At 59.8% G+C, this 22,080-nt stretch carries 20 protein-coding genes and 1 pseudogene; 10 read left to right on the forward strand and 11 right to left on the reverse strand.

Annotated elements, in window-relative coordinates; all coding sequences use genetic code 11:
• Positions 1-230: pseudogene (locus C6382_RS24210) on the forward strand (hypothetical protein); the annotation flags it as partial.
• An 80-nt stretch (positions 231-310) separates the two neighbouring features.
• Here C6382_RS24210 and msrQ read toward each other — a convergent pair.
• The 9 genes from msrQ to mrcB form a co-directional block, all read right to left on the reverse strand.
• On the reverse strand, positions 311-931 hold the full coding sequence (msrQ, locus tag C6382_RS23205; RefSeq protein ID WP_107026642.1) for a protein-methionine-sulfoxide reductase heme-binding subunit MsrQ: 621 nt from the start codon (positions 929-931) through the stop codon (positions 311-313).
• Complete coding sequence (gene msrP, locus C6382_RS23210) at positions 931-1,944, reverse strand: protein-methionine-sulfoxide reductase catalytic subunit MsrP (protein WP_107026643.1); 1,014 nt, start codon at positions 1,942-1,944, stop codon at positions 931-933. The genes msrQ and msrP overlap by 1 nt, the downstream gene beginning before the upstream one ends.
• 63 nt (positions 1,945-2,007) lie before the next feature.
• Positions 2,008-2,865, reverse strand: a complete 858-nt coding sequence (gene pssA / locus C6382_RS23215; protein WP_038606846.1) for a CDP-diacylglycerol--serine O-phosphatidyltransferase — start codon at positions 2,863-2,865, stop codon at positions 2,008-2,010.
• Positions 2,866-3,011: 146 nt separating this feature from the next.
• A complete protein-coding gene (gene ilvC / locus C6382_RS23220) occupies positions 3,012-4,028 on the reverse strand; it encodes a ketol-acid reductoisomerase (protein WP_107026644.1) in 1,017 nt (338 codons plus the stop codon).
• A gap of 51 nt (positions 4,029-4,079) precedes the next feature.
• Positions 4,080-4,571: an acetolactate synthase small subunit gene (gene ilvN / locus C6382_RS23225; protein ID WP_010223016.1), complete on the reverse strand. Its 492-nt coding sequence runs from the start codon at positions 4,569-4,571 to the stop codon at positions 4,080-4,082.
• Between the two features lie 2 nt (positions 4,572-4,573).
• Complete coding sequence (locus C6382_RS23230; RefSeq protein WP_038616232.1) at positions 4,574-6,298, reverse strand: acetolactate synthase 3 large subunit; 1,725 nt, start codon at positions 6,296-6,298, stop codon at positions 4,574-4,576.
• A gap of 422 nt (positions 6,299-6,720) precedes the next feature.
• The gene (locus tag C6382_RS23235) at positions 6,721-7,050 is read right to left on the reverse strand and encodes a YqcC family protein (RefSeq protein ID WP_107026645.1); all 330 of its coding nucleotides are present in this window, start codon (positions 7,048-7,050) and stop codon (positions 6,721-6,723) included.
• On the reverse strand, positions 7,050-7,805 hold the full coding sequence (locus tag C6382_RS23240; protein WP_107026646.1) for a M48 family metallopeptidase: 756 nt from the start codon (positions 7,803-7,805) through the stop codon (positions 7,050-7,052). The genes C6382_RS23235 and C6382_RS23240 overlap by 1 nt, the downstream gene beginning before the upstream one ends.
• 16 nt (positions 7,806-7,821) lie before the next feature.
• The gene (gene mrcB / locus C6382_RS23245; protein ID WP_107026647.1) at positions 7,822-10,143 is read right to left on the reverse strand and encodes a penicillin-binding protein 1B; all 2,322 of its coding nucleotides are present in this window, start codon (positions 10,141-10,143) and stop codon (positions 7,822-7,824) included.
• Between the two features lie 118 nt (positions 10,144-10,261).
• Between mrcB and C6382_RS23250 the strand changes: the two genes are divergently transcribed.
• From C6382_RS23250 to C6382_RS23265, 4 genes are all read left to right on the forward strand, one after another.
• Positions 10,262-11,824 carry a bifunctional aminoglycoside phosphotransferase/ATP-binding protein gene (locus C6382_RS23250; protein ID WP_107026648.1) on the forward strand — a complete coding sequence of 521 codons (1,563 nt, stop codon included), beginning with the start codon at positions 10,262-10,264 and terminating at the stop codon, positions 11,822-11,824.
• A gap of 105 nt (positions 11,825-11,929) precedes the next feature.
• Complete coding sequence (locus C6382_RS23255; RefSeq protein WP_107026649.1) at positions 11,930-12,274, forward strand: pentapeptide repeat-containing protein; 345 nt, start codon at positions 11,930-11,932, stop codon at positions 12,272-12,274.
• A gap of 164 nt (positions 12,275-12,438) precedes the next feature.
• A complete protein-coding gene (locus tag C6382_RS23260; protein WP_107026650.1) occupies positions 12,439-12,711 on the forward strand; it encodes a TfoX/Sxy family protein in 273 nt (90 codons plus the stop codon).
• A 229-nt stretch (positions 12,712-12,940) separates the two neighbouring features.
• Entirely contained in the window at positions 12,941-13,258 is a 318-nt protein-coding gene (locus tag C6382_RS23265; protein WP_107026651.1) for a Rieske (2Fe-2S) protein, read from the forward strand.
• Here C6382_RS23265 and sfsA read toward each other — a convergent pair.
• Positions 13,248-13,961 (reverse strand): DNA/RNA nuclease SfsA, encoded by a 714-nt coding sequence (gene sfsA, locus C6382_RS23270; RefSeq protein WP_107026652.1) that lies wholly within the window; start codon positions 13,959-13,961, stop codon positions 13,248-13,250. The two genes, C6382_RS23265 and sfsA, sit on opposite strands and share 11 nt — an antisense overlap.
• The gene (locus tag C6382_RS23275) at positions 13,961-15,133 is read right to left on the reverse strand and encodes a pyridoxal phosphate-dependent aminotransferase (protein ID WP_107026653.1); all 1,173 of its coding nucleotides are present in this window, start codon (positions 15,131-15,133) and stop codon (positions 13,961-13,963) included. The genes sfsA and C6382_RS23275 overlap by 1 nt, the downstream gene beginning before the upstream one ends.
• Positions 15,134-15,344: 211 nt before the next feature.
• Here C6382_RS23275 and dksA point away from each other — a divergent pair, with 211 nt between their 5' ends.
• The 5 genes from dksA (at position 15,345) to C6382_RS23300 (ending at position 21,486) form a co-directional block, all read left to right on the forward strand.
• Positions 15,345-15,791 carry an RNA polymerase-binding protein DksA gene (gene dksA / locus C6382_RS23280; protein ID WP_107026654.1) on the forward strand — a complete coding sequence of 149 codons (447 nt, stop codon included), beginning with the start codon at positions 15,345-15,347 and terminating at the stop codon, positions 15,789-15,791.
• Positions 15,792-15,869: 78 nt separating this feature from the next.
• Positions 15,870-16,757, forward strand: coding sequence for a tRNA glutamyl-Q(34) synthetase GluQRS (gluQRS, locus tag C6382_RS23285; protein WP_107026655.1), 888 nt, complete (start codon positions 15,870-15,872; stop codon positions 16,755-16,757).
• Positions 16,758-16,909: 152 nt separating this feature from the next.
• Positions 16,910-17,086, forward strand: coding sequence for a hypothetical protein (locus C6382_RS23290; RefSeq protein WP_003250005.1), 177 nt, complete (start codon positions 16,910-16,912; stop codon positions 17,084-17,086).
• Positions 17,070-20,024 (forward strand): sensor histidine kinase, encoded by a 2,955-nt coding sequence (locus C6382_RS23295; RefSeq protein ID WP_178082829.1) that lies wholly within the window; start codon positions 17,070-17,072, stop codon positions 20,022-20,024. Before C6382_RS23290 ends, C6382_RS23295 begins: the two co-directional genes overlap by 17 nt.
• 22 nt (positions 20,025-20,046) lie before the next feature.
• Positions 20,047-21,486: a sigma-54 dependent transcriptional regulator gene (locus tag C6382_RS23300; RefSeq protein ID WP_107026656.1), complete on the forward strand. Its 1,440-nt coding sequence runs from the start codon at positions 20,047-20,049 to the stop codon at positions 21,484-21,486.
• Positions 21,487-22,080 lie beyond the last annotated feature (594 nt).

Consider the following 22,080-nt stretch of genomic DNA (forward strand, 5'->3'; position numbering starts at 1 on the left):
TCGCTTCAACCGAGGCGCGCATTCTACGCTTTCCTCAGGGCCTGTCAAGCGTTTATTTTGAAGTCTTTCAGAATTTCTCTTTCAACTTCAAGCGCTTAACTCGCTGCGATCTCTCGTCAGCGGGAGGAGAATTCTACAGCGTTTCAATCCGCTGTCAACCACCTTTTTCACCGCTGCCGATCTTTCGATCGAAGCCCTTCCGACACTATCTGGAACATCTAACTCGTTGAATTTCAAGGAGTTTTCCGTTCCGACTACGCCGGAAGTGGGGCGAATTATAGAGCGATTAAACCGGGCGTCAAGGACTTATTTACGCTTTGGTTGCAGAAGCTGCTTTTCGACTCGCAAGGCGCGGAATTCGCTTGGCGAACAGCGGGATACGCAACGCCAGCAGAAATGCGCCAATACCTGCATAAACAGCCCACTCCTTAAGGTCAGCCCGCACGATCCAAAGAAAGTGCAGCAAACCTAATACAAGAATCACATAGACCAACTTATGCAGCTTCTTCCAACGCGCCCCCAGACGTCGCTGACTGTAGCGATTGGAAGTTGCGGCCAAAGCCAGCAATCCCAAAAAGCCCAACGCCCCCACAATGATGTAGGGCCGCTTGCTCAACTCCACGCCCAACTGCCCCCAGTCCAACCCCAGAACGAAGACCATATAGGACGTCATGTGCAGCACTATATATGCAAAGCACCACAGCCCTAGCTGCCGACGCGAAACGATCCACCCCGCCCAACCGGTCAAACGTTGCAGCGGCGTCATGCTCAGTGTGATCAGCAGAAAGATCAGCGCGCCCAACCCCAGCCGGTCGACGAGGATCTTGCCAGGGTCCGGCCCCAGCGCATTCATGGCCGCCTCATACAGCCACCACAACGGCCAGATACTGGCCAGGACAAAGATACCGAGGCGAAACAGTGGATAGCGCATCAATAGTTCTTCCGCAGATCAAGCCCGCTATAAAGCCCCGCCACTTCCTCGGCGTAGCCGTTGAACATCTGGGTAGCACGCACATTGGGACTGAACAGCCCGCTAGGCAGGCGTCGCTCCCGGGCCTGGGTCCAGCGCGGATGATCAACCTCAGGATTGACGTTGGCATAGAAGCCATATTCTTCGGGCGCGATAGCCTGCCAGGTAGTACGCGGCTGATCGGCAACCAGACTGATGCGCACAATCGACTTGATGCTCTTGAAGCCGTATTTCCAAGGCACCACCAAACGTAGCGGCGCACCATTCTGATTGGGCAACTCGCGCCCATACATGCCAACAGCCAGAATTGCCAAAGGGTTCATCGCCTCGTCCAGACGCAAGCCTTCTACATACGGCCAGTCGATCAGGGCGAAGCTGGAGCGCTGCCCCGGCATACTTTTGGGGTCTTGCAGTGTCTCAAAGCGAATGAAGCGCGCCTTCGAGCTTGGCTCCACTTGCTTGAGCAGAGTCGACAGTGGAAAACCGAGCCAGGGAATGACCATGGACCAGGCCTCGACACAACGCAGGCGATAGATACGCTCTTCCAACTGATAGGGCTGCATGAAGTCTTCGAGTGCATAGCGCCCAGGCTTACCCACCTCGCCGTCAATTACCACCGTCCAGGGTTCGGTCTTCAGACTGCCGGCATTGGCCGCCGGATCGCCCTTGTCGGTGCCGAATTCATAGAAGTTGTTGTAGTGAGTAGCGTCTTTATAAGGCGTAACCGCCTCCCCCGGCGCAGTGACCGCCTGCCAGCGGGTAGCCGCCAACTTATCGCTGAACCAGGCTGGCGCCGCGCCCGCCTCGACATCCGCGTAGCGCGACATTTCAGCGGCACTGGCCCAACGTGGCAATGCTGAAACTGCCAGCGCAGCCGCGGTACCGCCGAGCAAGGCACGGCGCGAGACATACAGGGATTCTGGAGTGACATCCGACTCGTGACAATCGGAGGCTTTGGACAGCTTGATGAGCATGATGGCTCCGTAGAACTGGAGGACTGATGCACCAGTAGACTACGGAGCCCGAGCGAAATTACATCACTCGACGTTTTTACGCCGACGCATGCGCAACAGGTATTGCACAGGACCGGAGGCCGCATAGCCGAGGAACACCAGCAACAGAATGCGTGGTGGGTCACTGAAGACTACCGCGAACACCAGCACTACGGCGAGGATCGCTACGAACGGCACACGTCCTTTGAGATCCAGCTCCTTGAAGCTGTTGTACTTGATGTTGCTGACCATCAGCATGCCCGCCGCCGCCACCAGCAACGCCACCAGGAACGAAAGCTTCGAACCCTGGATGCCGTAGTCGCTGAAAGCCCAGACGGTACCGGCCACCACGCCCGCCGCTGCCGGGCTGGCCAGACCGATGAAATAGCGTTTGTCGGCCGTGCCGACCTGGGTATTAAAGCGCGCCAGGCGCAACGCCGCGCCAGCAACATAGATGAAGGCGACCATCCAGCCAACCTTGCCCATGTCACCCAGGGCCCAGCCGAACGCCAGCAGTGCAGGCGCCACACCAAAGGCAACCATGTCCGACAGCGAGTCATACTCGGCACCAAAGGCGCTTTGGGTGTTGGTCATACGCGCAACACGGCCATCGAGGCCGTCGAGAACCATGGCGACAAAAATGGCAATGGCGGCAAACGCGAAATACTTGCTCGCTTCGCGCGGATCGCCAGCGCTCAGGGCAGCCTGGGCACTCATGGAGTTGATGATGGAATAGAAACCGGCGAACAGGTTCGCGGTGGTGAACAGGTTGGGCAGCAGATAGATGCCGCGATGCCGAACCTTGCGTCCTTCGGCGTCATGCCCTTCTTCAACATGCTCATCGATCGGTAGCAGGCTTTCGGCGTCAGAGGCCTTGTTCGGCTCTTCGGGACGTTCGCTCATGGACATTACCTTGCAACGGTGTGGAAAGTTTCGACAGAGGTCTGCGTCGAGGGTTCGACGACAGACGATGAAGCTTTATACCAGAAGCTGACCGCCTAAACGAAAAAACGCGGCCGAAGCCGCGTTTTCATCGCATCAGAACAAGATCAGTTCTTGGTCTTGTCGACGATTTTGTTGGCACCGATCCACGGCATCATCGAGCGCAGTTGCTCGCCGATGACTTCGATACCGTGCGCAGCGTTGTTACGACGCTTGGCGGTCATCGATGGGTAGCCGGTAGCACCTTCGCTGATGAACATCTTGGCGTATTCGCCGTCCTGGATGCGTTTCAGAGCGTTGCGCATGGCCTGACGGGATTCGGCGTTGATGACTTCTGGGCCGGTCACGTACTCGCCGTACTCGGCGTTGTTGGAGATCGAGTAGTTCATGTTGGCGATACCGCCTTCGTACATGAGGTCAACGATCAGCTTCAGTTCGTGCAGGCACTCGAAGTAGGCCATTTCTGGGGCGTAGCCCGCTTCAACCAAGGTTTCGAAACCGGCTTTGACCAGCTCGACGGTACCGCCACACAGAACGGCTTGTTCGCCGAACAGGTCGGTTTCGGTCTCGTCCTTGAAAGTCGTTTCGATGATGCCGGTACGACCACCACCCACGCCTGCAGCGTAGGACAGGGCGACGTTCTTGGCGTTGCCCGAAGCGTCCTGGTAGATAGCGATCAGGTCAGGAATACCGCCGCCTTTGACGAACTCGGAACGCACGGTGTGACCTGGCGCTTTTGGCGCGATCATGATCACGTCCAGGTCAGCGCGTGGCACTACCTGGTTGTAGTGAATGGCGAAACCGTGGGAGAAGGCCAGGGTAGCGCCCTTCTTGATGTTCGGCTCGATTTCATTCTTGTACAGCTGGGATTGGAACTCGTCCGGGGTCAGGATCATGACCAGGTCGGCACCGGCAACAGCAGTCGCCACGTCGGCAACTTTCAGGCCGTGGGCTTCGGCCTTGGCAACGGTAGCCGAGCCTTTACGCAGACCGACAGTGACATCCACACCGGAGTCTTTCAGGTTGCACGCTTGAGCGTGACCCTGGGAGCCGTAACCGATGATGGCAACTTTCTTGCCCTGGATGATCGAAAGGTCGCAGTCTTTGTCGTAGAAAACTTTCATGAACATACCCCTGTTATCTCGGCCCGATAGGGCCATCGCTAATTTTTTGAGTTAGATGCTGAGCACTTTGTCGCCACGGGCAATGCCGGTGACACCACTGCGCACTGTTTCGAGAATGGACGCGGTACCGATGGCCTGAATGAAGCTGTCAAGCTTGTCGCTGGCGCCAGTCAACTGCACGGTGTAGACGCTGCTGCTGACGTCGACGATCTGCCCACGATAGATATCGGTGGTGCGTTTGATCTCGGCACGCTGTGCGCCCGTGGCCTTGATCTTGACCAGCATCAGTTCACGTTCGATGTGCGCGCTTTCCGAGAGGTCGACCAGCTTGACGACTTCAACCAGCTTGTTCAGGTTTTTGGTGATCTGCTCGATCACCTCATCATGACCGACCGTGGTCAACGTCAGACGCGACAGGGTCGGGTCTTCAGTCGGCGCTACGGTCAGGCTTTCGATGTTGTAGTTACGCTGCGAGAACAGACCCACCACGCGAGACAAGGCACCGGGTTCGTTTTCCAACAGCAGGGAAATAATGTGCCGCATGATTAGGTACGCTCCGTCTTGCTCAGCCACATGTCGCGCATAGAGCCGTCTTTGATCTGCATCGGGTAGACGTGTTCGCTGTTGTCGACCTGGATGTCGATGAACACCAGGCGGTCTTTCATGGCGAACGCTTCTTCGAGCTTGGGCTTGAGGTCCTTCAGGCTGGTGATGCGAATGCCCACGTGACCATAGGCTTCAGCCAGCTTGACGAAGTCAGGCAGCGATTCCATATAGGAGTGCGAGTGACGGCTGTTATAGGCCATGTCCTGCCACTGGCGGACCATACCCAATACACCGTTGTTCAGGTTGACGATTTTCACCGGCAGGTCGTACTGCAGGCAGGTCGACAGCTCCTGAATGTTCATCTGGATACTGCCTTCTCCGGTTACGCAGGCAACGTCCTGGTCCGGGAAGTTCAGTTTGACACCCATGGCCGCCGGGAAGCCGAAGCCCATGGTGCCCAGGCCACCGGAGTTGATCCAGCGGTTGGGTTTGTTGAAGCGGTAGTACTGCGCCGCGAACATCTGGTGCTGACCAACATCGGAAGTGATGAAGGCATCGCCCTTGGTCACTTCGCAGAGGGTCTCGATCACGGTCTGTGGCTTGATGACGTTACCGTCGCCCTTGTCATAAGGGAACATGTCACGATCACCGCGCCATTCTTCGATCTGCTTCCACCAGGCATCCATCGCGGCTTTTTCCGGCTGCTCGCCGATTTCGCGCAGGGTCGCAACCATCTCGGTCAGGACGCTTTCGACCGGACCAACAATCGGCACGTCGGCCTTGATGGTCTTGGAGATCGACGCCGGATCGATATCGATGTGGATAACCTTGGCGTTCGGGCAGAACTTGGCCGGGCCGTTGACCACACGGTCGTCAAAGCGCGCACCGACCGCGAAAATCACATCGGCGTGGTGCATGGCCAGGTTGGCAGTGTAGCTGCCGTGCATACCGAGCATACCGAGGAACTGGCGATCAGTACCCGGATAGCCACCCAGCCCCATCAGGGTATTGGTGACTGGCAGGTTGAGCATCTGCGCAATCTCGGTCAGGGCAGCCGAGCCACCACCGAGGATCACGCCGCCACCGGCGTAGACCACTGGACGCTTGGCAGCCAGGAGCATTTCAGCTGCTTTGCGGATCTGCCCCGAGTGACCGCGGACAGCCGGGCTGTAAGAGCGCAGCTTGACCTTTTTCGGGTAGACGTATTCGAATTTTTCCGCCGGGTTGGTCATGTCTTTCGGGATGTCGACCACCACCGGCCCCGGACGACCAGACTGCGCCAGGTAGAAGGCTTTTTTCAGGACTTCCGGGATTTCCGATGCATGTTTGATCATGAAGCTGTGTTTCACGATCGGCCGGGAAATACCGATCATGTCGGTTTCCTGGAAGGCATCAGTACCGACCATGGTGCTAGGCACCTGGCCGGAAAGGATAACCATCGGAATGGAGTCCATGTACGCAGTGGCAATACCGGTAATGGCATTGGTTGCGCCCGGACCTGAGGTTACCAGTACCACGCCGGCCTTGCCGGTGGCACGGGCGTAACCGTCCGCCATATGGGTAGCCGCCTGCTCGTGACGAACCAGGATGTGGCTTACTTCCGGTTCTTTGAACAGGGCATCGTAAACATGCAGGAGAGCACCACCAGGGTACCCATAGATGTGCTTAACGCCTTCGTCACGCAAAAAGCGGACGACCATCTCAGCGCCAGATAAAAGCTCCACGTTGTTCACCTCTAAAACGCCAGAATACCGCCCACGGTGGACGGGTCTTAATAGGTTTACTGCCAAGCAGAGCATGAGCGACGGAATCGCCGACTACGTCAGCACTGACTGAGCAAGTATTGGGAGCACCCCAAAGTGTTGCGGGGTTTTCCCACCCAGCGCGAGGTAACGCGTTGCGGGGTGTAACAGGTCGGCGCGGGTGTGCGCCTCATGATCTGCTTAGCGGGTCTGCTTCTGGCAGTCCCTCTACAGCGGAATCTGGATTCTTCTTTTTCGGCGCGCGCAAGTCAAGAAAAATTATTGCCAATTTAACGCAAGGACGAACTACAGCCACCACTAATGCCATCGACATCAGCAGAAAAACAAACATTACAAACAAAAAGAGCCACAAACTGTGGCTCCAAGGGTGAAAAGAGGGAAATTCAGGCGGATGGACTGATCAATTGGTCAAACTCTGCTAGAAGCCTGCGTAGCTCGCGGCTTTGCTCTGGGCGATCGGCATAAACCGTTTCAGCCATGACCAGAATCCCGGAGGCATTTGGCAGCGCCAGGCCCTTTTCGAGAATCTCTTTCATTCTCGGCAGGAAAATCCACTGCAGCCACTGATCGAAGTTCATGCTGTCGACAGCAAAAGGCACAGTGCTGGCCAGTGCCTGGGCACTGGGCGCGGTGTCACTCCACCACCCCTGGGCGTGCAGCTCGTGCTCGATCAGTAACAAGTGGTCGGCAATATCCAGAATGCGCGGGTCCATTACAGGTTGACCTGGGCTTTCTGCCGCGCCAGCGCGGCACCGGCCGAGTCACCCTGCTTCTCACGCGCCTGGGCAATGATGCCCCACAGACCCGCTTGCAGGTCGGGGCGGCCGTTGGCATAGGTCAGAGCACGACGGGCAAGCTGTTCCGATTGCGCCGCATCGCCCTGAGCCAGGCGCACCTGGGCCAGGCGGTAAAGCACCTGCGGCTCACGCGGGGCGATTCGCTGGGCACGTTCCAGGCTCGACGAGGCACCGTTGTAATCACCGCTGCCCTGCTGTTGCTGGGCGGTGGTCAGCAGCGCCAGCACCGGGCCGTCGAGCTGTTCGTCAGCCGACAGGCCACCACTGACCGCGCCACTGCGCGGGATGCCGCTAGGCGCGCTCGGGGCGCTAGTGCTGGGCATGTTGTAGCTGCCGGCATTGGCCGAACCGCTATCGAACGGCACCGAACTGCCTGGCCCCGGCGTGATCGGACCGGTACTGATCGGCGCAGGTGCCGTCGAAGCCGGGAATGTCTGGATCGGTGCCGCGCCCGCGCCCTGCGGAACCATCACGGTGACGCCGGAGTTCTGCGGCACGGCCTGGGCCTGACGAGTACCGGCGTTGACCTGGGCACCACGGCTGGCCGTGACCCGTTCGCTATTGGACACGCGCGTGCTCGAGTCGACTACGGGAATCGAGCCACGCTGAACGTTGGCACAACCGTTGAGCAAAGCCAGTGCCGTCAAGGCAGGAAACCACCACTTGTTCACTTCACACCCTCTTTGCTTAGTTCATCCAGCCCTTGACCCAGTCCATGACGGACTCGGCGGGATCCTGCGTGCCGCCGCAGGCGGCGCCGGCAGGCGGCTCACTGCCGCGAATATACGGCATCTGTACCGCGCCCGGGCAACTGCTGTCGGAGCCTCGCCCGGAGTGTGGGTCAATCCAGGCCTGGACCACGTTGTCAGGCAACGGCATGTCCAGCGGCAACGGGTCGGCCTTGCGCATGAAACTGGTCCAGACCTGCAGGGCACCGGTGGCACCGGTGAACGGCGTCTTGCCATTGTCGTCACGGCCGAGCCAGACCACCGCCAGCAGATCCTGGCTGAAACCTGCGAACCAGCTGTCACGCGAATCGTTACTGGTACCGGTCTTGCCCGCCAGGTTCAACGAGCTTGGCAATACACTGTAGACCGAACGCCCGGTGCCTTCGCGCATCACCCGCTGCATGGCATTCTGGACCAGATAGATTGCCCCCGGATCGAAGCTCTGCTGGATCTGGAACGGATAGCGCTTGAGCGGTTCACCCTCTGCGGTCAGTACACTGCGGATGCCGCGCATTGGCGTGTTGAAACCACCGTTGGCCAGGGTCTGGTACATGGTCGCAACCTGCATCGGCGACATACCGCCAGCACCCAGCAGCATCGACGGGAAGGCCGGCCAATCGACATTCACACCCAGGCGCCCAATGGTTTTGAGTACATTCGGCACGCCCAGCTCCAGGCCGAGCTTGGCCGTCGACAGATTGTAGGAGTTGGCCAGCCCCTGGTACAGGTAGATGGTGCCATGCGAGCGGCGGTCATAGTTCTGCGGCCGCCATACCTGGCCATCGCCACCTTTGACCGAAAACGGTTCATCCTGCACCCAACTGGTCAGGGTGTATTGGCTCGGCTTTTCCAGAGCGGTCAGGTAGACCGCCGGTTTGACCAGCGAGCCGATCGGCCGTACGGCATCAATCGCCCGGTTGAAACCGGCAAAGCCCGCCTGACGGCTGCCGATCAACGCCTGCACCTCACCGGTTTCAGGATTGGTCACCACCATCGCCGCCTCGACCTCATCGGCGCCTTTGCGTCCGGCCAGGCGTTTGAAGGTCTCGGACATGGCCGATTCGGACTTCATCTGCAGGATCGGGTCAAAGCTGGTAAAGATGCGCAGGCCTTCTTCGGTCAAGTCCTCGTCACGATAGTCCTGGCGCAATTGACGCTTGACCAGATCAAGGAAGCCGGGAAACGAGCTGTCAGCCAGACTGCCACGCTTGGTCACGCCCAGCGGCATTTTCTTCGCTGCGGCAACCGCTTCTGGCGTGGCCACGCCCTGCTCGGCCAACAGGTCCAGTACCAGATTACGTCGCACGGTGGCGCGCTCCGGGTAACGCCGCGGATTGTAGTAGGACGGCCCCTTGACCATGCCCACCAGCAGCGCCACCTGATGCAACTTCAATTCCGACAGCGGCTGGCTGAAGAAAAACTGACTGGCCAGGCCAAAACCGTGCACAGCTCGCTGACCATCCTGACCGACGAACACCTCGTTGAGGTAGGCTTCAAGGATCTCGCGTTTGTCGTAGTGCAATTCCAGCAGCAAGGCCATCATAGCCTCGGTCAGCTTACGGCTCAGGCTACGCTCGCTGGTCAGGTAGAAGTTTTTGACCAATTGCTGGGTCAGGGTACTACCGCCCTGACGCATGGCGCCTGACGAAGTGTTGACCCAGACCGCACGGGCAATCGACTTCGGCGATACGCCAAAGTGACTGTAGAAGTCGCGGTCTTCCACGGCCACCAGGGTTTCCAGCAGGTACGGCGGCACCTGATCAAGATTGATCAGAATGCGGTCTTCCAGGTTCTTAGGGTACAGGCCGCCGATCATCAGCGGCTCCAGCCGAACCACGTCGAGCTTGGAACCGTTGATACCACTCAAGCCCGCCACATAGTCGCCGGAGAAGCGCACGCGCACCGCTTGCGCCTGCTCCATGCCTTCATAGAACTGGAAACCACGGGTATTGAGGTCGACGGTATTGCCACTGACGGCGGCGGCACCCGGGCCATTGGCAACGCTTTCACGGCGATAGCCCAGGGCATCGAGTTCGATGAGAAAGTCGTTTTTGCTCAGTTTCTGCCCGACGAACAGTTCCAGCGGCCGGGCATACACCTTGGCCGGGATGGTCCAGCGCTTGCCGGAGAACTTCTCCTGGACCACAGCATCGAGGTAAATGGCAAAGCCGGCCAGCACCACAAGGCCAACCAGGCTGAGCTTGATGGCCCAGCCCAGCCAGGCGCGCGAGCGGCCAGACGGGCGTTTTTTCGGGGTACGGGGGGATCGGGTACGAGTCATGGCGGCGGATTATACGCACTTTATTGATCCTCGACAGGCGCCCTCCGGCGGTTTGCACCAGCCGCGCTTGCCGCCATAATGGCCCACTCGAAATCACCAAGACCCAGAAGGATCGCCCGTGAGCCAAGCCTTGATCACCGCGCTGCAGAACCCCGCCCTGTTCCCTCACCCGGTGAAGGAGTTTCAGCTCATCGAGACCCATATCTCCTGGGTACTGCTGACTGGCGACTATGCCTACAAGATCAAGAAGCCGATGAATTTCGGCTTCCTCGATTTCACCGAACTGTCCGCACGCAAGCACTTTTGTAACGAAGAGTTGCGCCTGAACCAGCGCCTGACCGAAGGCCTGTACCTGGACGTACTGCCGATCACCGGTAGCGCCGAAGCGCCGCAACTGGGCGGCGAAGGCGAAGCGATCGAGTACGCGCTGAAAATGCGCCAGTTCCCGCAGAACCAGATGCTCAGCACCCTGCAAGCCAACGGTGAACTGACCGCCGAGCACATCGACCAGATGGCCCGGCAAATCGCCGAGTTCCACCTGCAGGCACCCAAGGTCTCGGTGGAGCATCCGCTGGGTACCCCGGACAGCGTCATGGCGCCGGTAGAGCAGAACTTCGAGCAGATTCGCCCGTTCCTCAGCGACAAAGCCGACCTGCAGCAACTCGACGCCCTGCAGGCCTGGGCCCAGGACAGCTACAAGCGCCTGCATGGCCTGCTTGAGCAACGCAAGGCAGAGGGTTTCATTCGCGAATGCCACGGTGACATCCACCTGGGCAACGCCACCCTGATCGACGGCAAGGTAGTCATCTTCGACTGCATCGAATTCAATGAGCCCTTCCGCCTGACCGACGTCTACGCCGACGCCGCGTTCCTGGCCATGGACCTGGAAGATCGTGGTCTGAAGTCGCTGTCGCGGCGCTTCATCAGCCAGTACCTGGAGCTGACCGGCGACTATGCAGGCCTGGAACTGCTGAACTTCTACAAGGCTTACCGCGCCCTGGTGCGGGCCAAGGTCGCCCTGTTCAGCATGCCGGCCAATGCCGATGCCGTGCAGCGTGCCACCACCCTGCGCACCTACCGCAACTATGCCAACCTGGCCGAAAGCTACAGCGCCATCCCTTCGCGCTTCCTGGCTATCACCCACGGTGTCTCCGCAGTCGGCAAGAGCCATGTGGCGATGCGTCTGGTCGATGCCCTGGGTGCGATCCGTCTGCGCTCGGACGTGGAGCGCAAGCGCATGTTCGGTGAGCAGCAGTCAGCCAATGCCGGCCAGCTGGAACAAGGCATCTATAACAGCGACGCCAGCCAGGCCACCTATGCCCGCCTCCACGACCTGGCCACAGTCATTCTGCGCGCAGGCTTCCCCGTGGTCATCGACGCCACCTATCTCAAGCAGGCTCAGCGCCTAGTCGCAGCCAGCATTGCCGGCGACACCGGGGTTCCCTTCCTGATCCTGGACTGCAACGCGCCGGACGCGGTGATCGCCAGTTGGCTGGCGCAACGTCAGACCGATCAGAACGATCCGTCGGATGCCACCCTGGATGTGGTCAAGGCTCAGCAAGCCAGCCGTGAGCCACTCAGCGCTGAAGAACAGTTGCAAAGCAAGCGCGTCGAAACCAACGAAAGTGGCAGTCTCGACCTGCTGGTCAAGCAGATCCGTCAGCGCCTTCCCGGGCTCTGATATTCCTCAGGACGTGAAGCAGTCGACACTTCACGCCTGATCTCCGGCGCCTCCGCAATGATGACACTATAGTGCCATCATACGCACAAACAAGGAGGCGCCTTCATGAATCAGCCACGGCAACTGGACAGCGCGCTGTATGCGCTGGTGCATCACGAACAGATCGCCAGCTTCAACCGCGAAAAACCCAAGGACACCAGCATCGACTTTCGTGGCGGTGACTTTCGCGGCCTCGACCTGCGAGAACTGGACACCAGCGGTATCGACTTCACCGATGCCTACCTCCGCGCCGCTGATCTGCGCGGGCTGGACCTGCGCCACAACGGGCTCGAAGGTGCAAGCCTGGCCCATGCACAGATTTCCGGCACCTACTTCCCCAGTGAACTGAGCGCCGACGAAATTCTCATGTCGGTCAATTTCGGCACTAGATTGCGCTATCGCACCCGCTGATTTTCCGCTTAAGCCCCGCCAGCCGTGGCCTGGCGGGTTTCTTTCGGCTACTTGTCGGCAGCCCGATGGCAAAACGCCGCGTATTTCCCAAGTGCCGCTACACTGCTCATTGACCTGCCAGCGATTCCTCCACAAGACCCGTTCAGCCGTCGCAAGGAGGCTTGATGAACGATGAACTCCAGCATCTGAAAAACCTTGGCAAGACTTCCGCGCAGTGGCTGCATGCGGTTGGCATCCACAGTGCTTCGGATCTGCGCCGGCTGGGTGCGGTAAACGCCTACAAGGCGGTGCGCACCCGTGGCTTCCGGGCCTCGAAGGTACTGCTCTACGCGATTGAAGGCGCCTTGCTCGACGTGCACTGGAATGACATTCCCGCCGAACGCAAGGAAGCCCTGAACCAACAGCTCGATGCAAAAGCCGTTCAGAAAAAAAATTGAGAATATCGAGTAGCGACGGTTGACACCGTAATGAGAATCGTTATGATTATCGCAACTGGTCGCGAGACCGGTTGGGTAACCTGAAAGCCCCTGGTTCGGACTCTCAGATTATCTCCTCATCAGGCTAATCACGGTTATTGACCCGGCTCTTTGCCGGGTCTTTTTTTTGCCCGGAGTTGGTATCGTTTGATAGCGTCAAACCATCAGTGACTCCAGGTACCCCCCCGCTATGCATTTTCTCTGCTTATCCGACCAATTAGGCGAAGGCCACAGCCGTGGTTTCAGCGTTGACGACACTGCTGTGTTTGCCGTGCGCCGCGCGGGGCGAGTCTACCTGTACCGCAACCGCTGCCCGCACCGCGGCATTCCACTGAACTGGGAGCCCGATCAGTTTCTCGACAGCAGCGCCAGCCTGATCGCCTGCGGCCGGCATGGAGCCTTGTTTCTGATCGAGTCCGGTGAATGCGTGGCAGGCCCCTGCGCCGGGGAGCACTTGGCCGCCCTGGACTGCCTTGAAGACAGCCAGGGTATCTGGCTCATGGCGTAAGCAGTACCGGCAAAGCCCGGTCGATGTAGACCTGCTCGCCATCGACGCGCGTACCATAGGCCAGCACCTCGACACCATCGGCCACCGCGGCGCGCAACGCTTGCGCGTAGACCGCATCGATTTCCTCGGCTGGCCGCACGGCCTCGATAGCGCTGAGATTTACGCAGTACAGTTGCACCGCCCGCACACCTTGGCGGGCCAGCGCCGCCAGTTCGCGCAGGTGCTTGGCGCCACGCTGGGTGACCGCATCAGGGAAAGCCGCAACGGCTGAGCCCTCGAAACCCAGGGTCACGCTTTTGACCTCGACATAAGCCGGCCCATCGGCAAACTCCAGACGAAAGTCCACCCGGCTGCGCTCCTCGCCATAGGCCACTTCGCGCCTGAGCCCGGTAAACCCTGCCAGTTCGCGGATGATTCCGGCGTGCAGGGCTTCCTCGACCAGCGCATTGGCCCGCCCGGTATTCACACAGGCCAGACGCCCTTGCGGCGTCTCACTGATTTCCCAGGTGCCAGGCAACTTGCGTTTGGGGTCATTGGAGCGACTGAACCAGACCCGACCACCTTCAACCATGCAATTGAGCATTGAGCCGGTATTGGGGCAATGGATGGTGATCTGCTCGCCACTGGCCAGTTCGATATCGGCCAGAAAGCGCTTGTAGCGACGCAGCAGTCGCGCAGTTTCCAGTGCTGGAGAAAAACGCATCAGCCTTGCCAGCTCCGCAGACCACGGGCAATCCGCTCCACCGCTTGCTGCAGGCGTGGCAGGCTCTGGGTGTAGGCAAAGCGCACATGGTGTCCGGCCTGGTAGCGACCGAAGTCCAGGCCCGGCGTGAAGGCGACATGTTCGGTTTCGAGGAAATGCTGACAGAAGGCAAAGGCATCACCGCCAAAGGCGCTGATATCGGCGTACAGATAAAAGGCACCCTGCGGTTCCACGGCAATCTTGAAGCCCAGTTCACGCAGAGCTGGCAACAGGAAGTCGCGGCGATGGGCGAATTCGGCACGACGCTCTTCGAGAATCGCCAGCGTCTGTGGCTGGAAACAAGCCAGGGCGGCATGTTGAGCCATGCTCGGGGCGCTGATGTAAAGATTCTGTGCCAGCTTTTCCAGGTCACGGACCGCTGCCGGTGGTGCCACCAGCCAGCCAAGGCGCCAACCGGTCATCCCGAAATATTTGGAAAAACTGTTCAGGACGAAGGCATGGTCATCGACTTCCAGAACGCTGGCTGCATCCATGCCGTAGGTCAGCCCGTGGTAGATCTCATCGACGACCAGATGACCATTGTGAGCACGGGTCGCCGCAGACAGGCTGGCCAACTCGCTACGGTCAAGCACGGTGCCAGTCGGGTTGGCCGGGGACGCCACCAGTGCGCCGACGGTGTCCTGATCCCAATAGCGTTCGACCAGGTCAGCGGTCAGTTGATAGTTAACCTCAGGACCCACCGGTACCAGCTGCGCGCCGCCTTCGACCAAACGCAAAAAGTGCCGGTTGCACGGGTAGCCGGGATCCGCCAGCAGCCAGTGTTTGCCCGGATCCACCAGCAAACTGCTGGCCAGCAGCAAGGCGCCGGAGCCGCCCGGCGTGATGAGGATGCGTTCAGGGTCGATGCTCAGGCCATAGCGCTGCTGATAAAAGCCAGCAATCGCCTCACGCAGCGCCGGCAGACCTCGTGCGGCGGTGTAGCGGGTATGGCCGGCGGCCAGGGCAGCTTGGCCGGCCTCGACGATCGGGGCCGCGGTAGTGAAGTCCGGCTCGCCAATTTCCAGGTGAATCACATCACGGCCACTGGCTTGCAGCTCGTTGGCGCGGGCCAGCAGGGCCATGACATGGAAGGGTTCTATGGCGCGGCTGCGCGCACTGTAGGACTGGGCCATTAACCTTCTCTCAAATAGGTCTAGAATAATGATTCTACCTGTGTGCTGAAGCGAACGTGTGGCTAAACCTGCTGTCAACAGCGAAGACAACCGGGAGTAGCGCGCCCCGATTCGTTCTGGTAAGTTCGGCGGCTCGCAGTCGCAGGGCCGGCGGGCGCCGGAGATGGAGCAGCCTGCGCAATGGATTAGAAGAGTGAGAGGCGGTCTATTCATGTCCACCCAAGAAAAGCAACAAAGCAGTCAACTCGTTCGCGGCTTCGAACCCTATAAAGAAACCAAGGGTGAGGAGTACATGGGTGCCCCCATGCGCAAGCACTTCACCAATCTTCTGCAGAAATGGAAACTGGAGCTGATGCAGGGCGTGGACCAGACTGTGGACCACATGAAAGACGAGGCAGCCAACTTCCCTGACCCGGCCGATCGCGCCAGCCAGGAAGAAGAGTTCGCCCTTGAGCTGCGTAATCGCGACCGCGAACGCAAGCTGATCAAGAAAATCGACAAGACTTTGCAGTTGATCGAAGACGAAGAATACGGCTGGTGCGAAAGCTGCGGCGTGGAAATCGGTATTCGTCGCCTGGAGGCCCGTCCGACTGCAGACCTCTGCTACGACTGCAAGACACTGGCGGAAATCAAGGAAAAACAGGTCGGCAAAGCCTGATCTGACCAGAACGGGGCGCTCAAGGCGCCCCGTTTCATTTATGGCTGTGACGATTGCCCAGTACCTGCATTGATGAGTATGAACAACCCTCGCTACATCGGGCGTTTCGCCCCCACCCCCAGCGGATTCCTGCACTTCGGTTCGTTGGTCGCTGCGCTCGCCTCCTGGCTTGATGCCCGCGCGGTTGGCGGCCAGTGGCTGCTGCGCATGGAAGATATCGACCCTCCCCGCGAAGCCCCCGGTGCTCAGGCGGCAATCCTGCACACCCTGGAAAGCTACGGCCTGGAGTGGGATGGCGAGGTGGTCTACCAGAGTCAACGCCATGAGGCCTACGCCGAGGTAGTCGAGCGTCTGTTCCGCCAGGGCCTGGCTTATGCCTGTACCTGTTCGCGCAAGCAACTGGAGGGTTACAACGGCATTTACCCCGGCCTGTGCCGCAATGCTGGCCATGCCCAACAGGACGCCGCCATCCGCCTGCGCGTACCGGAACTGACCTACCGTTTCGAAGACCGCGTTCAGGGCCCTTTCGAACAACACCTGGGCCGTGAGGTGGGTGATTTCGTCATCCGTCGTCGCGACGGGCTCTATGCCTATCAACTGGCGGTGGTACTGGACGATGCCTGGCAAGGGGTGACCGACATCGTACGCGGCGCCGATCTGCTGGATAACACCCCGCGCCAGCTTTATCTGCAGGAACTGCTGGGGCTGTCGCAACCGCGTTATCTACATGTACCGCTGATTACCCAGCCTGATGGCCATAAGCTGGGCAAGAGCTACCGCTCCGCGCCGTTACCCGCTGAGCAAGCCACGCCGCTGCTGCTGCGGGCCCTGCGTGCTCTGGGCCAAGCCACCGACGCGGCGATGGAACAGGCCCGGCCCACCGAAGTATTGGCCCATGCTGCCCGGCACTGGTCGAGCAGCGCGATCCCGCGCAATCGGACGCTAGCCGAAGCACAACTGCACTGACCCTTGCCGACAGACAGAAAGCCCAATAAATTCAAATCTTTGGCTAAAACGCGCAAGGTCGTTTGCAGCCGTCAGCCCATCCGTTACCATCGCCGCAGCCATTTGCGCCAATAATAAGTTCAAGCCGCAGCGCCCTAACCTTTGAGGCCAGCATGTATATCTATCGTTTGGTCCTGCTTCTGGTCGTGGGGATCTATCTGTTCTCCCCGGCCATCATGGACTGGTGGATCGAGCCAACCGGTGCCTGGTATCGCCCTTACCTGCTCTGGCTGATCCTGATCGTCGTGACCTTTATCCTGCAGAGCCAACGTGATGCCGATGAGCTTTAGCCTGACCCAGATGATCCTGATCAGTGCCGCCTACTTGCTGGTGCTGTTCGGCGTGGCCTGGGTCAGCGAGCGCGGGATGATCCCGCGCGCGATCATCCGCCACCCCCTGACCTACACCTTGTCATTGGGTGTCTATGCCAGTGCCTGGGCCTTTTACGGTTCGGTCGGCTTGGCCTACCAATATGGTTACGGCTTTCTCGCCTGTTACCTGGGCGTTTCCGGCGCCTTCCTCTTGGCGCCGGTGCTGCTTTACCCGATTCTGAAGATCACCCGCACCTATCAGCTGTCGTCGCTGGCCGACCTGATCGCCTTCCGCTTTCGCAGCACGTGGGCCGGGGCGCTGACCACGGTGTTCATGCTGATCGGTGTGCTGCCGTTGCTGGCCCTGCAGATCCAGGCGGTAGCCGACTCGATCAGCATCCTCACCGGCGAGCCGGTCAAGGCCCGGGTGGCCATGGCCTTCTGCGCCTTGATTACCTTATTCACCATCTTTTTCGGCTCCCGCCATATCGCCACCCGGGAGAAACACGAAGGCCTGGTGTTCGCGATTGCCTTTGAGTCAGTGATCAAGCTGCTGGCCCTGGGGGGCATTGGCCTGTACGCGTTGTACGGGGTATTCGGCGGGCCGCACCAACTGGAAGTCTGGCTGTTGCAGAACCAGACGGCCCTGGCCGCGCTGCACACTCCGTTGCAGGAAGGCCCATGGCGTACCCTGCTGCTGGTGTTCTTCGCCTCGGCCATCGTCATGCCGCACATGTACCACATGGCCTTCACCGAGAACCTCAACCCGCGCTCACTGGTCAGTGCCAGCTGGGGCCTGCCGTTGTTCCTGCTGCTGATGAGCCTGGCGGTGCCGCTGATCCTCTGGGCAGGTTTGAAGATGGGCGCCAGCACCAGCCCGGAATACTTCACTCTGGGCCTGGGCATCGCCGCCAACAACCAGGCGCTGGCGCTACTTGCTTATATTGGTGGACTCTCCGCCTCCAGCGGTTTGATCATCGTGACCACCCTGGCCCTCTCGGGCATGGCCCTGAACCACCTGGTGCTGCCGCTGTACCAGCCACCGGCCGAAGGCAACATCTATCGTTGGCTGAAATGGACCCGTCGGGCGCTGATCGTCGCAATCATCGCCGCCGGCTTCGGGTTCTACCTGACCCTTGGCAGCCAGCAAGACCTGGCCAACCTCGGCATCGTCGCCTTTGTCGCCACCCTGCAGTTTCTGCCGGGCGTACTCTCGGTACTATATTGGCCGACCGCCAACCGTCGCGGCTTCATCGCCGGTTTGCTGGCCGGGATCCTGGTGTGGATGGTGACCATGTTGCTGCCACTGGTGGGCAATCTGCAGGGCTTCTACATCCCGTTGCTGAACATGATCTATGTGCTCGACGACACCAGTTGGCACATGGCGGCCATTGCCTCGCTGGCAGCAAACGTGTTGTTGTTCACCCTGATTTCGCTGTTCACCAACGCCAGCAGTGAAGAGGTCAGCGCCGCCGAAGCCTGTGCGGTGGATAACGTGCGTCGCCCGCAACGCCGCGAGCTACATGCTGCCTCGCCTCAGGAGTTCGCCACGCAGCTGGCCAAGCCGCTGGGTGCAAAGGCCGCACAGAAGGAAGTCGAACAGGCCCTGCGTGATCTCTACCTGCCTTTCGACGAACGCCGTCCCTACGCCTTGCGCCGCCTGCGCGACCGTATCGAAGCCAACCTGTCGGGGCTGATGGGGCCGAGCGTGGCCCAGGATATGGTTGAGACCTTCCTCCCATACAAGTCGGGTAACGAAAACTACGTCACCGAAGACATTCACTTCATCGAAAGTCGGCTTGAGGACTACCACTCGCGCCTGACCGGTCTTGCCGCCGAACTCGACGCCCTGCGTCGCTACCACCGCCAGACCCTGCAGGAGCTGCCCATGGGCGTCTGCTCGCTGGCCAAGGATCAGGAAATCCTGATGTGGAACAAGGCCATGGAAGAACTCACCGGCATTCCCGCCAAGCGCGTGGTCGGCTCACGCCTGACCACCATCAGCGAACCTTGGCGTGGCCTGCTGCTGGGTTTCACCAACATCCCCGATGAACACCTGCACAAGCAGCGCCTGGGCCTGGACGGCCAGACCCGCTGGCTGAACCTGCACAAGGCCGCCATTGACGAGCCCCTGGCGCCGGGCAACAGTGGCCTGGTGGTGCTGGTCGAAGACCTCACCGAGACCCAGGCTCTGGAAGACAAGCTGGTGCACTCCGAACGCCTGGCCAGTATCGGTCGCCTGGCGGCCGGGGTGGCCCACGAGATCGGCAACCCGGTCACCGGCATCGCTTGCCTGGCGCAGAACCTGCGCGAAGAACGCGAGGAAGATGGCGAGATCACCGAACTGAGCAGCCAGATTCTCGAGCAGACCAAGCGCATTTCACGCATCGTCCAGTCACTGATGAGCTTTGCCCACGCCGGTAGCCATCAGCACAGCGACGAGCCGGTGTGCCTGGCCGAAGTGGCGCAGGACGCCATCGGTCTACTGGCCCTGAACCGGCGCAATTTCGAAGTACAGTTCTTCAACCTGTGCGACCCCGAGCACTGGGTCGATGGCGACCCGCAACGCTTGGCCCAGGTCCTGATCAACTTGCTGTCCAACGCCCGCGATGCCTCGCCACCCGGCAGTGCCGTGCGGGTCAAGAGCGAAGCGAGCGAACATACCGTTGACCTGATCGTCGAGGACGAAGGCAGCGGTATTCCGAAAAACATCATGGATCGTCTGTTCGAACCCTTCTTCACTACCAAGGACCCGGGCGAAGGTACCGGACTGGGGCTTGCTCTGGTCTATTCCATCGTGGAAGAGCATTATGGACAAATCACCATCGACAGCCCGGCCGATACCCAGAGCCAGCGCGGCACCCGGATCCGAGTCACCCTGCCGCGTCATGTCGTAGCGACGTCCGCTGTGAACTGAGACCGTCGAGAGAATTGAATCAATGCCGCATATTCTGATCGTCGAAGACGAAACCATCATCCGCTCGGCGCTGCGTCGATTGCTGGAGCGCAACCAGTACCAGGTCAGCGAAGCCGGCTCGGTGCAGGAAGCCCAGGAGCGCTTCAGCATTGCCACCTTCGACCTGATTGTCAGTGACCTGCGCCTGCCTGGCGCCCCGGGTACCGAACTGATCAAACTCGGCCAGGGCACGCCGGTGCTGATCATGACCAGCTACGCCAGCCTTCGCTCTGCCGTCGACTCGATGAAAATGGGCGCGGTGGATTACATCGCCAAGCCTTTCGATCATGACGAAATGCTCCAGGCCGTGGCGCGCATCCTGCGTGACCGCCAGAGCGCGCCAGCCGCTCCCGCCGAAGCACGCGGTAACGGCAAGACCGGCATGGCCGACAAAGGCAGCAGCAATGCCGCCAATGGCGAGATCGGCATCATCGGCTCCTGCCCGCCGATGCAAGACCTGTACGGCAAGATCCGCAAGGTCGCCCCGACTGACTCGAATGTACTGATCCAGGGCGAGTCGGGGACCGGTAAAGAGCTGGTTGCCCGCGCCCTGCACAACCTCTCGCGCCGCGCCAAGGCACCGATGATTTCGGTGAACTGTGCGGCCATTCCGGAAACCCTGATCGAGTCGGAACTGTTCGGCCATGAAAAAGGCGCCTTCACCGGCGCCAGCGCCGGTCGCGCCGGCCTGGTCGAAGCCGCCGACGGTGGGACGCTGTTCCTTGACGAGATCGGTGAGCTGCCGCTGGAAGCACAAGCTCGCCTGCTGCGGGTGCTTCAGGAAGGCGAAATCCGCCGGGTCGGTTCGGTGCAGTCGCAAAAAGTCGATGTGCGCCTGATCGCTGCCACCCACCGCGACCTGAAGAATCTGGCCAAGGTCGGCCAGTTCCGCGAAGACCTTTATTACCGCCTGCATGTTATCGCCCTCAAGCTGCCTGCCCTGCGCGAGCGTGGCGCTGACGTCAACGAGATCGCCAATGCCTTCCTCGCCCGCCAAAGTGCTCGCGCCGGCCGTAACGACCTGTGCTTCGGCCACGATGCCGAGCAGGCCATCCGTCATTACTCCTGGCCGGGTAACGTCCGTGAGCTGGAAAACGCCGTTGAGCGTGCGGTGATTCTCTGTGAAAGCCCGGAAATTTCTGCCGACCTGCTGGGCATCGATATCGAGCTGAGCGACCTGGAAGACGACGAACCGTTCACCAACCTGTCCGGCAATGGCAGCACAGCCAGCAACACCAGCCACGAACCAACCGAAGACCTGTCCCTGGAAGACTACTTCCAGCACTTCGTCCTCGAACATCAGGACCACATGACCGAGACCGAGCTTGCACGCAAACTCGGGGTCAGTCGCAAGTGCCTGTGGGAACGTCGCCAGCGCCTTGGCATCCCGCGGCGCAAGAGCGGCGCCACCAGCGACAGCTGATCCCTTTCAGCTGTCACCAAGGTGAAAAGCGGTAACACAGCGAAATGTGAAAAAACTGTTACCTCGCCACAATCTCGTAACAATAACCGGGGCTTACGGTAACGAAGCCCCGGTTTTTTTTCGCCCCACCAAGGCCACAAAATCGCTCCAAGCCCTTGTTTTACTGGGGTTTTCAAAAGTTGGCACGGCACCTGCTATATGTTTGGTACAAGAACAATAACAAGCACTGCAAAAGACAATAAAAATAAGACGAATCGGCTCACGCACAATAAGAACAAGACGGCGGAGGCGCAGCTAACTGATTCTTTTGGAGAGGAGTTGTATTTGGGGCTTGCCCCACAACCAGGCAGAGAACAACAAAAACTGCACTCAAGCAGGGCCTGAACTGGTTGGATCGCATGATCATTGCAACCTCAGCGACCAAAGCAATCCGTTTGCTCTTGAATCCCGGTTAGGGAGATCGTCCACAAGCTTTGCGTTTTGTGGATAGGGCACTCAACAAAAACAAGAAGCCCGGCAAAAAATAATAAGAGCACACAACTACTTCTTGGGGAGCTTCGGCTCCCCTTGTAGTTTTCCCCGCCCGCCCCCCGT

The organism is Pseudomonas sp. BBP2017 (assembly GCF_003024385.1).
Lineage (GTDB): Bacteria > Pseudomonadota > Gammaproteobacteria > Pseudomonadales > Pseudomonadaceae > Aquipseudomonas.

Coding starts and splice junctions, on each gene's coding strand:
- msrQ (WP_107026642.1), bottom strand. CDS start 931: ATGCGCTATCCACTGTTTCGCCTCGGTATCTTTGTCCTGGCCAGTATC.
- msrP (WP_107026643.1), bottom strand. CDS start 1,944: ATGCTCATCAAGCTGTCCAAAGCCTCCGATTGTCACGAGTCGGATGTC.
- pssA (WP_038606846.1), bottom strand. CDS start 2,865: ATGAGCGAACGTCCCGAAGAGCCGAACAAGGCCTCTGACGCCGAAAGC.
- ilvC (WP_107026644.1), bottom strand. CDS start 4,028: ATGAAAGTTTTCTACGACAAAGACTGCGACCTTTCGATCATCCAGGGC.
- ilvN (WP_010223016.1), bottom strand. CDS start 4,571: ATGCGGCACATTATTTCCCTGCTGTTGGAAAACGAACCCGGTGCCTTG.
- C6382_RS23235 (WP_107026645.1), bottom strand. CDS start 7,050: ATGGACCCGCGCATTCTGGATATTGCCGACCACTTGTTACTGATCGAG.
- mrcB (WP_107026647.1), bottom strand. CDS start 10,143: ATGACTCGTACCCGATCCCCCCGTACCCCGAAAAAACGCCCGTCTGGC.
- C6382_RS23255 (WP_107026649.1), top strand. CDS start 11,930: ATGAATCAGCCACGGCAACTGGACAGCGCGCTGTATGCGCTGGTGCAT.
- C6382_RS23260 (WP_107026650.1), top strand. CDS start 12,439: ATGAACGATGAACTCCAGCATCTGAAAAACCTTGGCAAGACTTCCGCG.
- C6382_RS23265 (WP_107026651.1), top strand. CDS start 12,941: ATGCATTTTCTCTGCTTATCCGACCAATTAGGCGAAGGCCACAGCCGT.
- sfsA (WP_107026652.1), bottom strand. CDS start 13,961: ATGCGTTTTTCTCCAGCACTGGAAACTGCGCGACTGCTGCGTCGCTAC.
- C6382_RS23275 (WP_107026653.1), bottom strand. CDS start 15,133: ATGGCCCAGTCCTACAGTGCGCGCAGCCGCGCCATAGAACCCTTCCAT.
- dksA (WP_107026654.1), top strand. CDS start 15,345: ATGTCCACCCAAGAAAAGCAACAAAGCAGTCAACTCGTTCGCGGCTTC.
- gluQRS (WP_107026655.1), top strand. CDS start 15,870: ATGAACAACCCTCGCTACATCGGGCGTTTCGCCCCCACCCCCAGCGGA.
- C6382_RS23290 (WP_003250005.1), top strand. CDS start 16,910: ATGTATATCTATCGTTTGGTCCTGCTTCTGGTCGTGGGGATCTATCTG.
- C6382_RS23295 (WP_178082829.1), top strand. CDS start 17,070: ATGCCGATGAGCTTTAGCCTGACCCAGATGATCCTGATCAGTGCCGCC.
- C6382_RS23300 (WP_107026656.1), top strand. CDS start 20,047: ATGCCGCATATTCTGATCGTCGAAGACGAAACCATCATCCGCTCGGCG.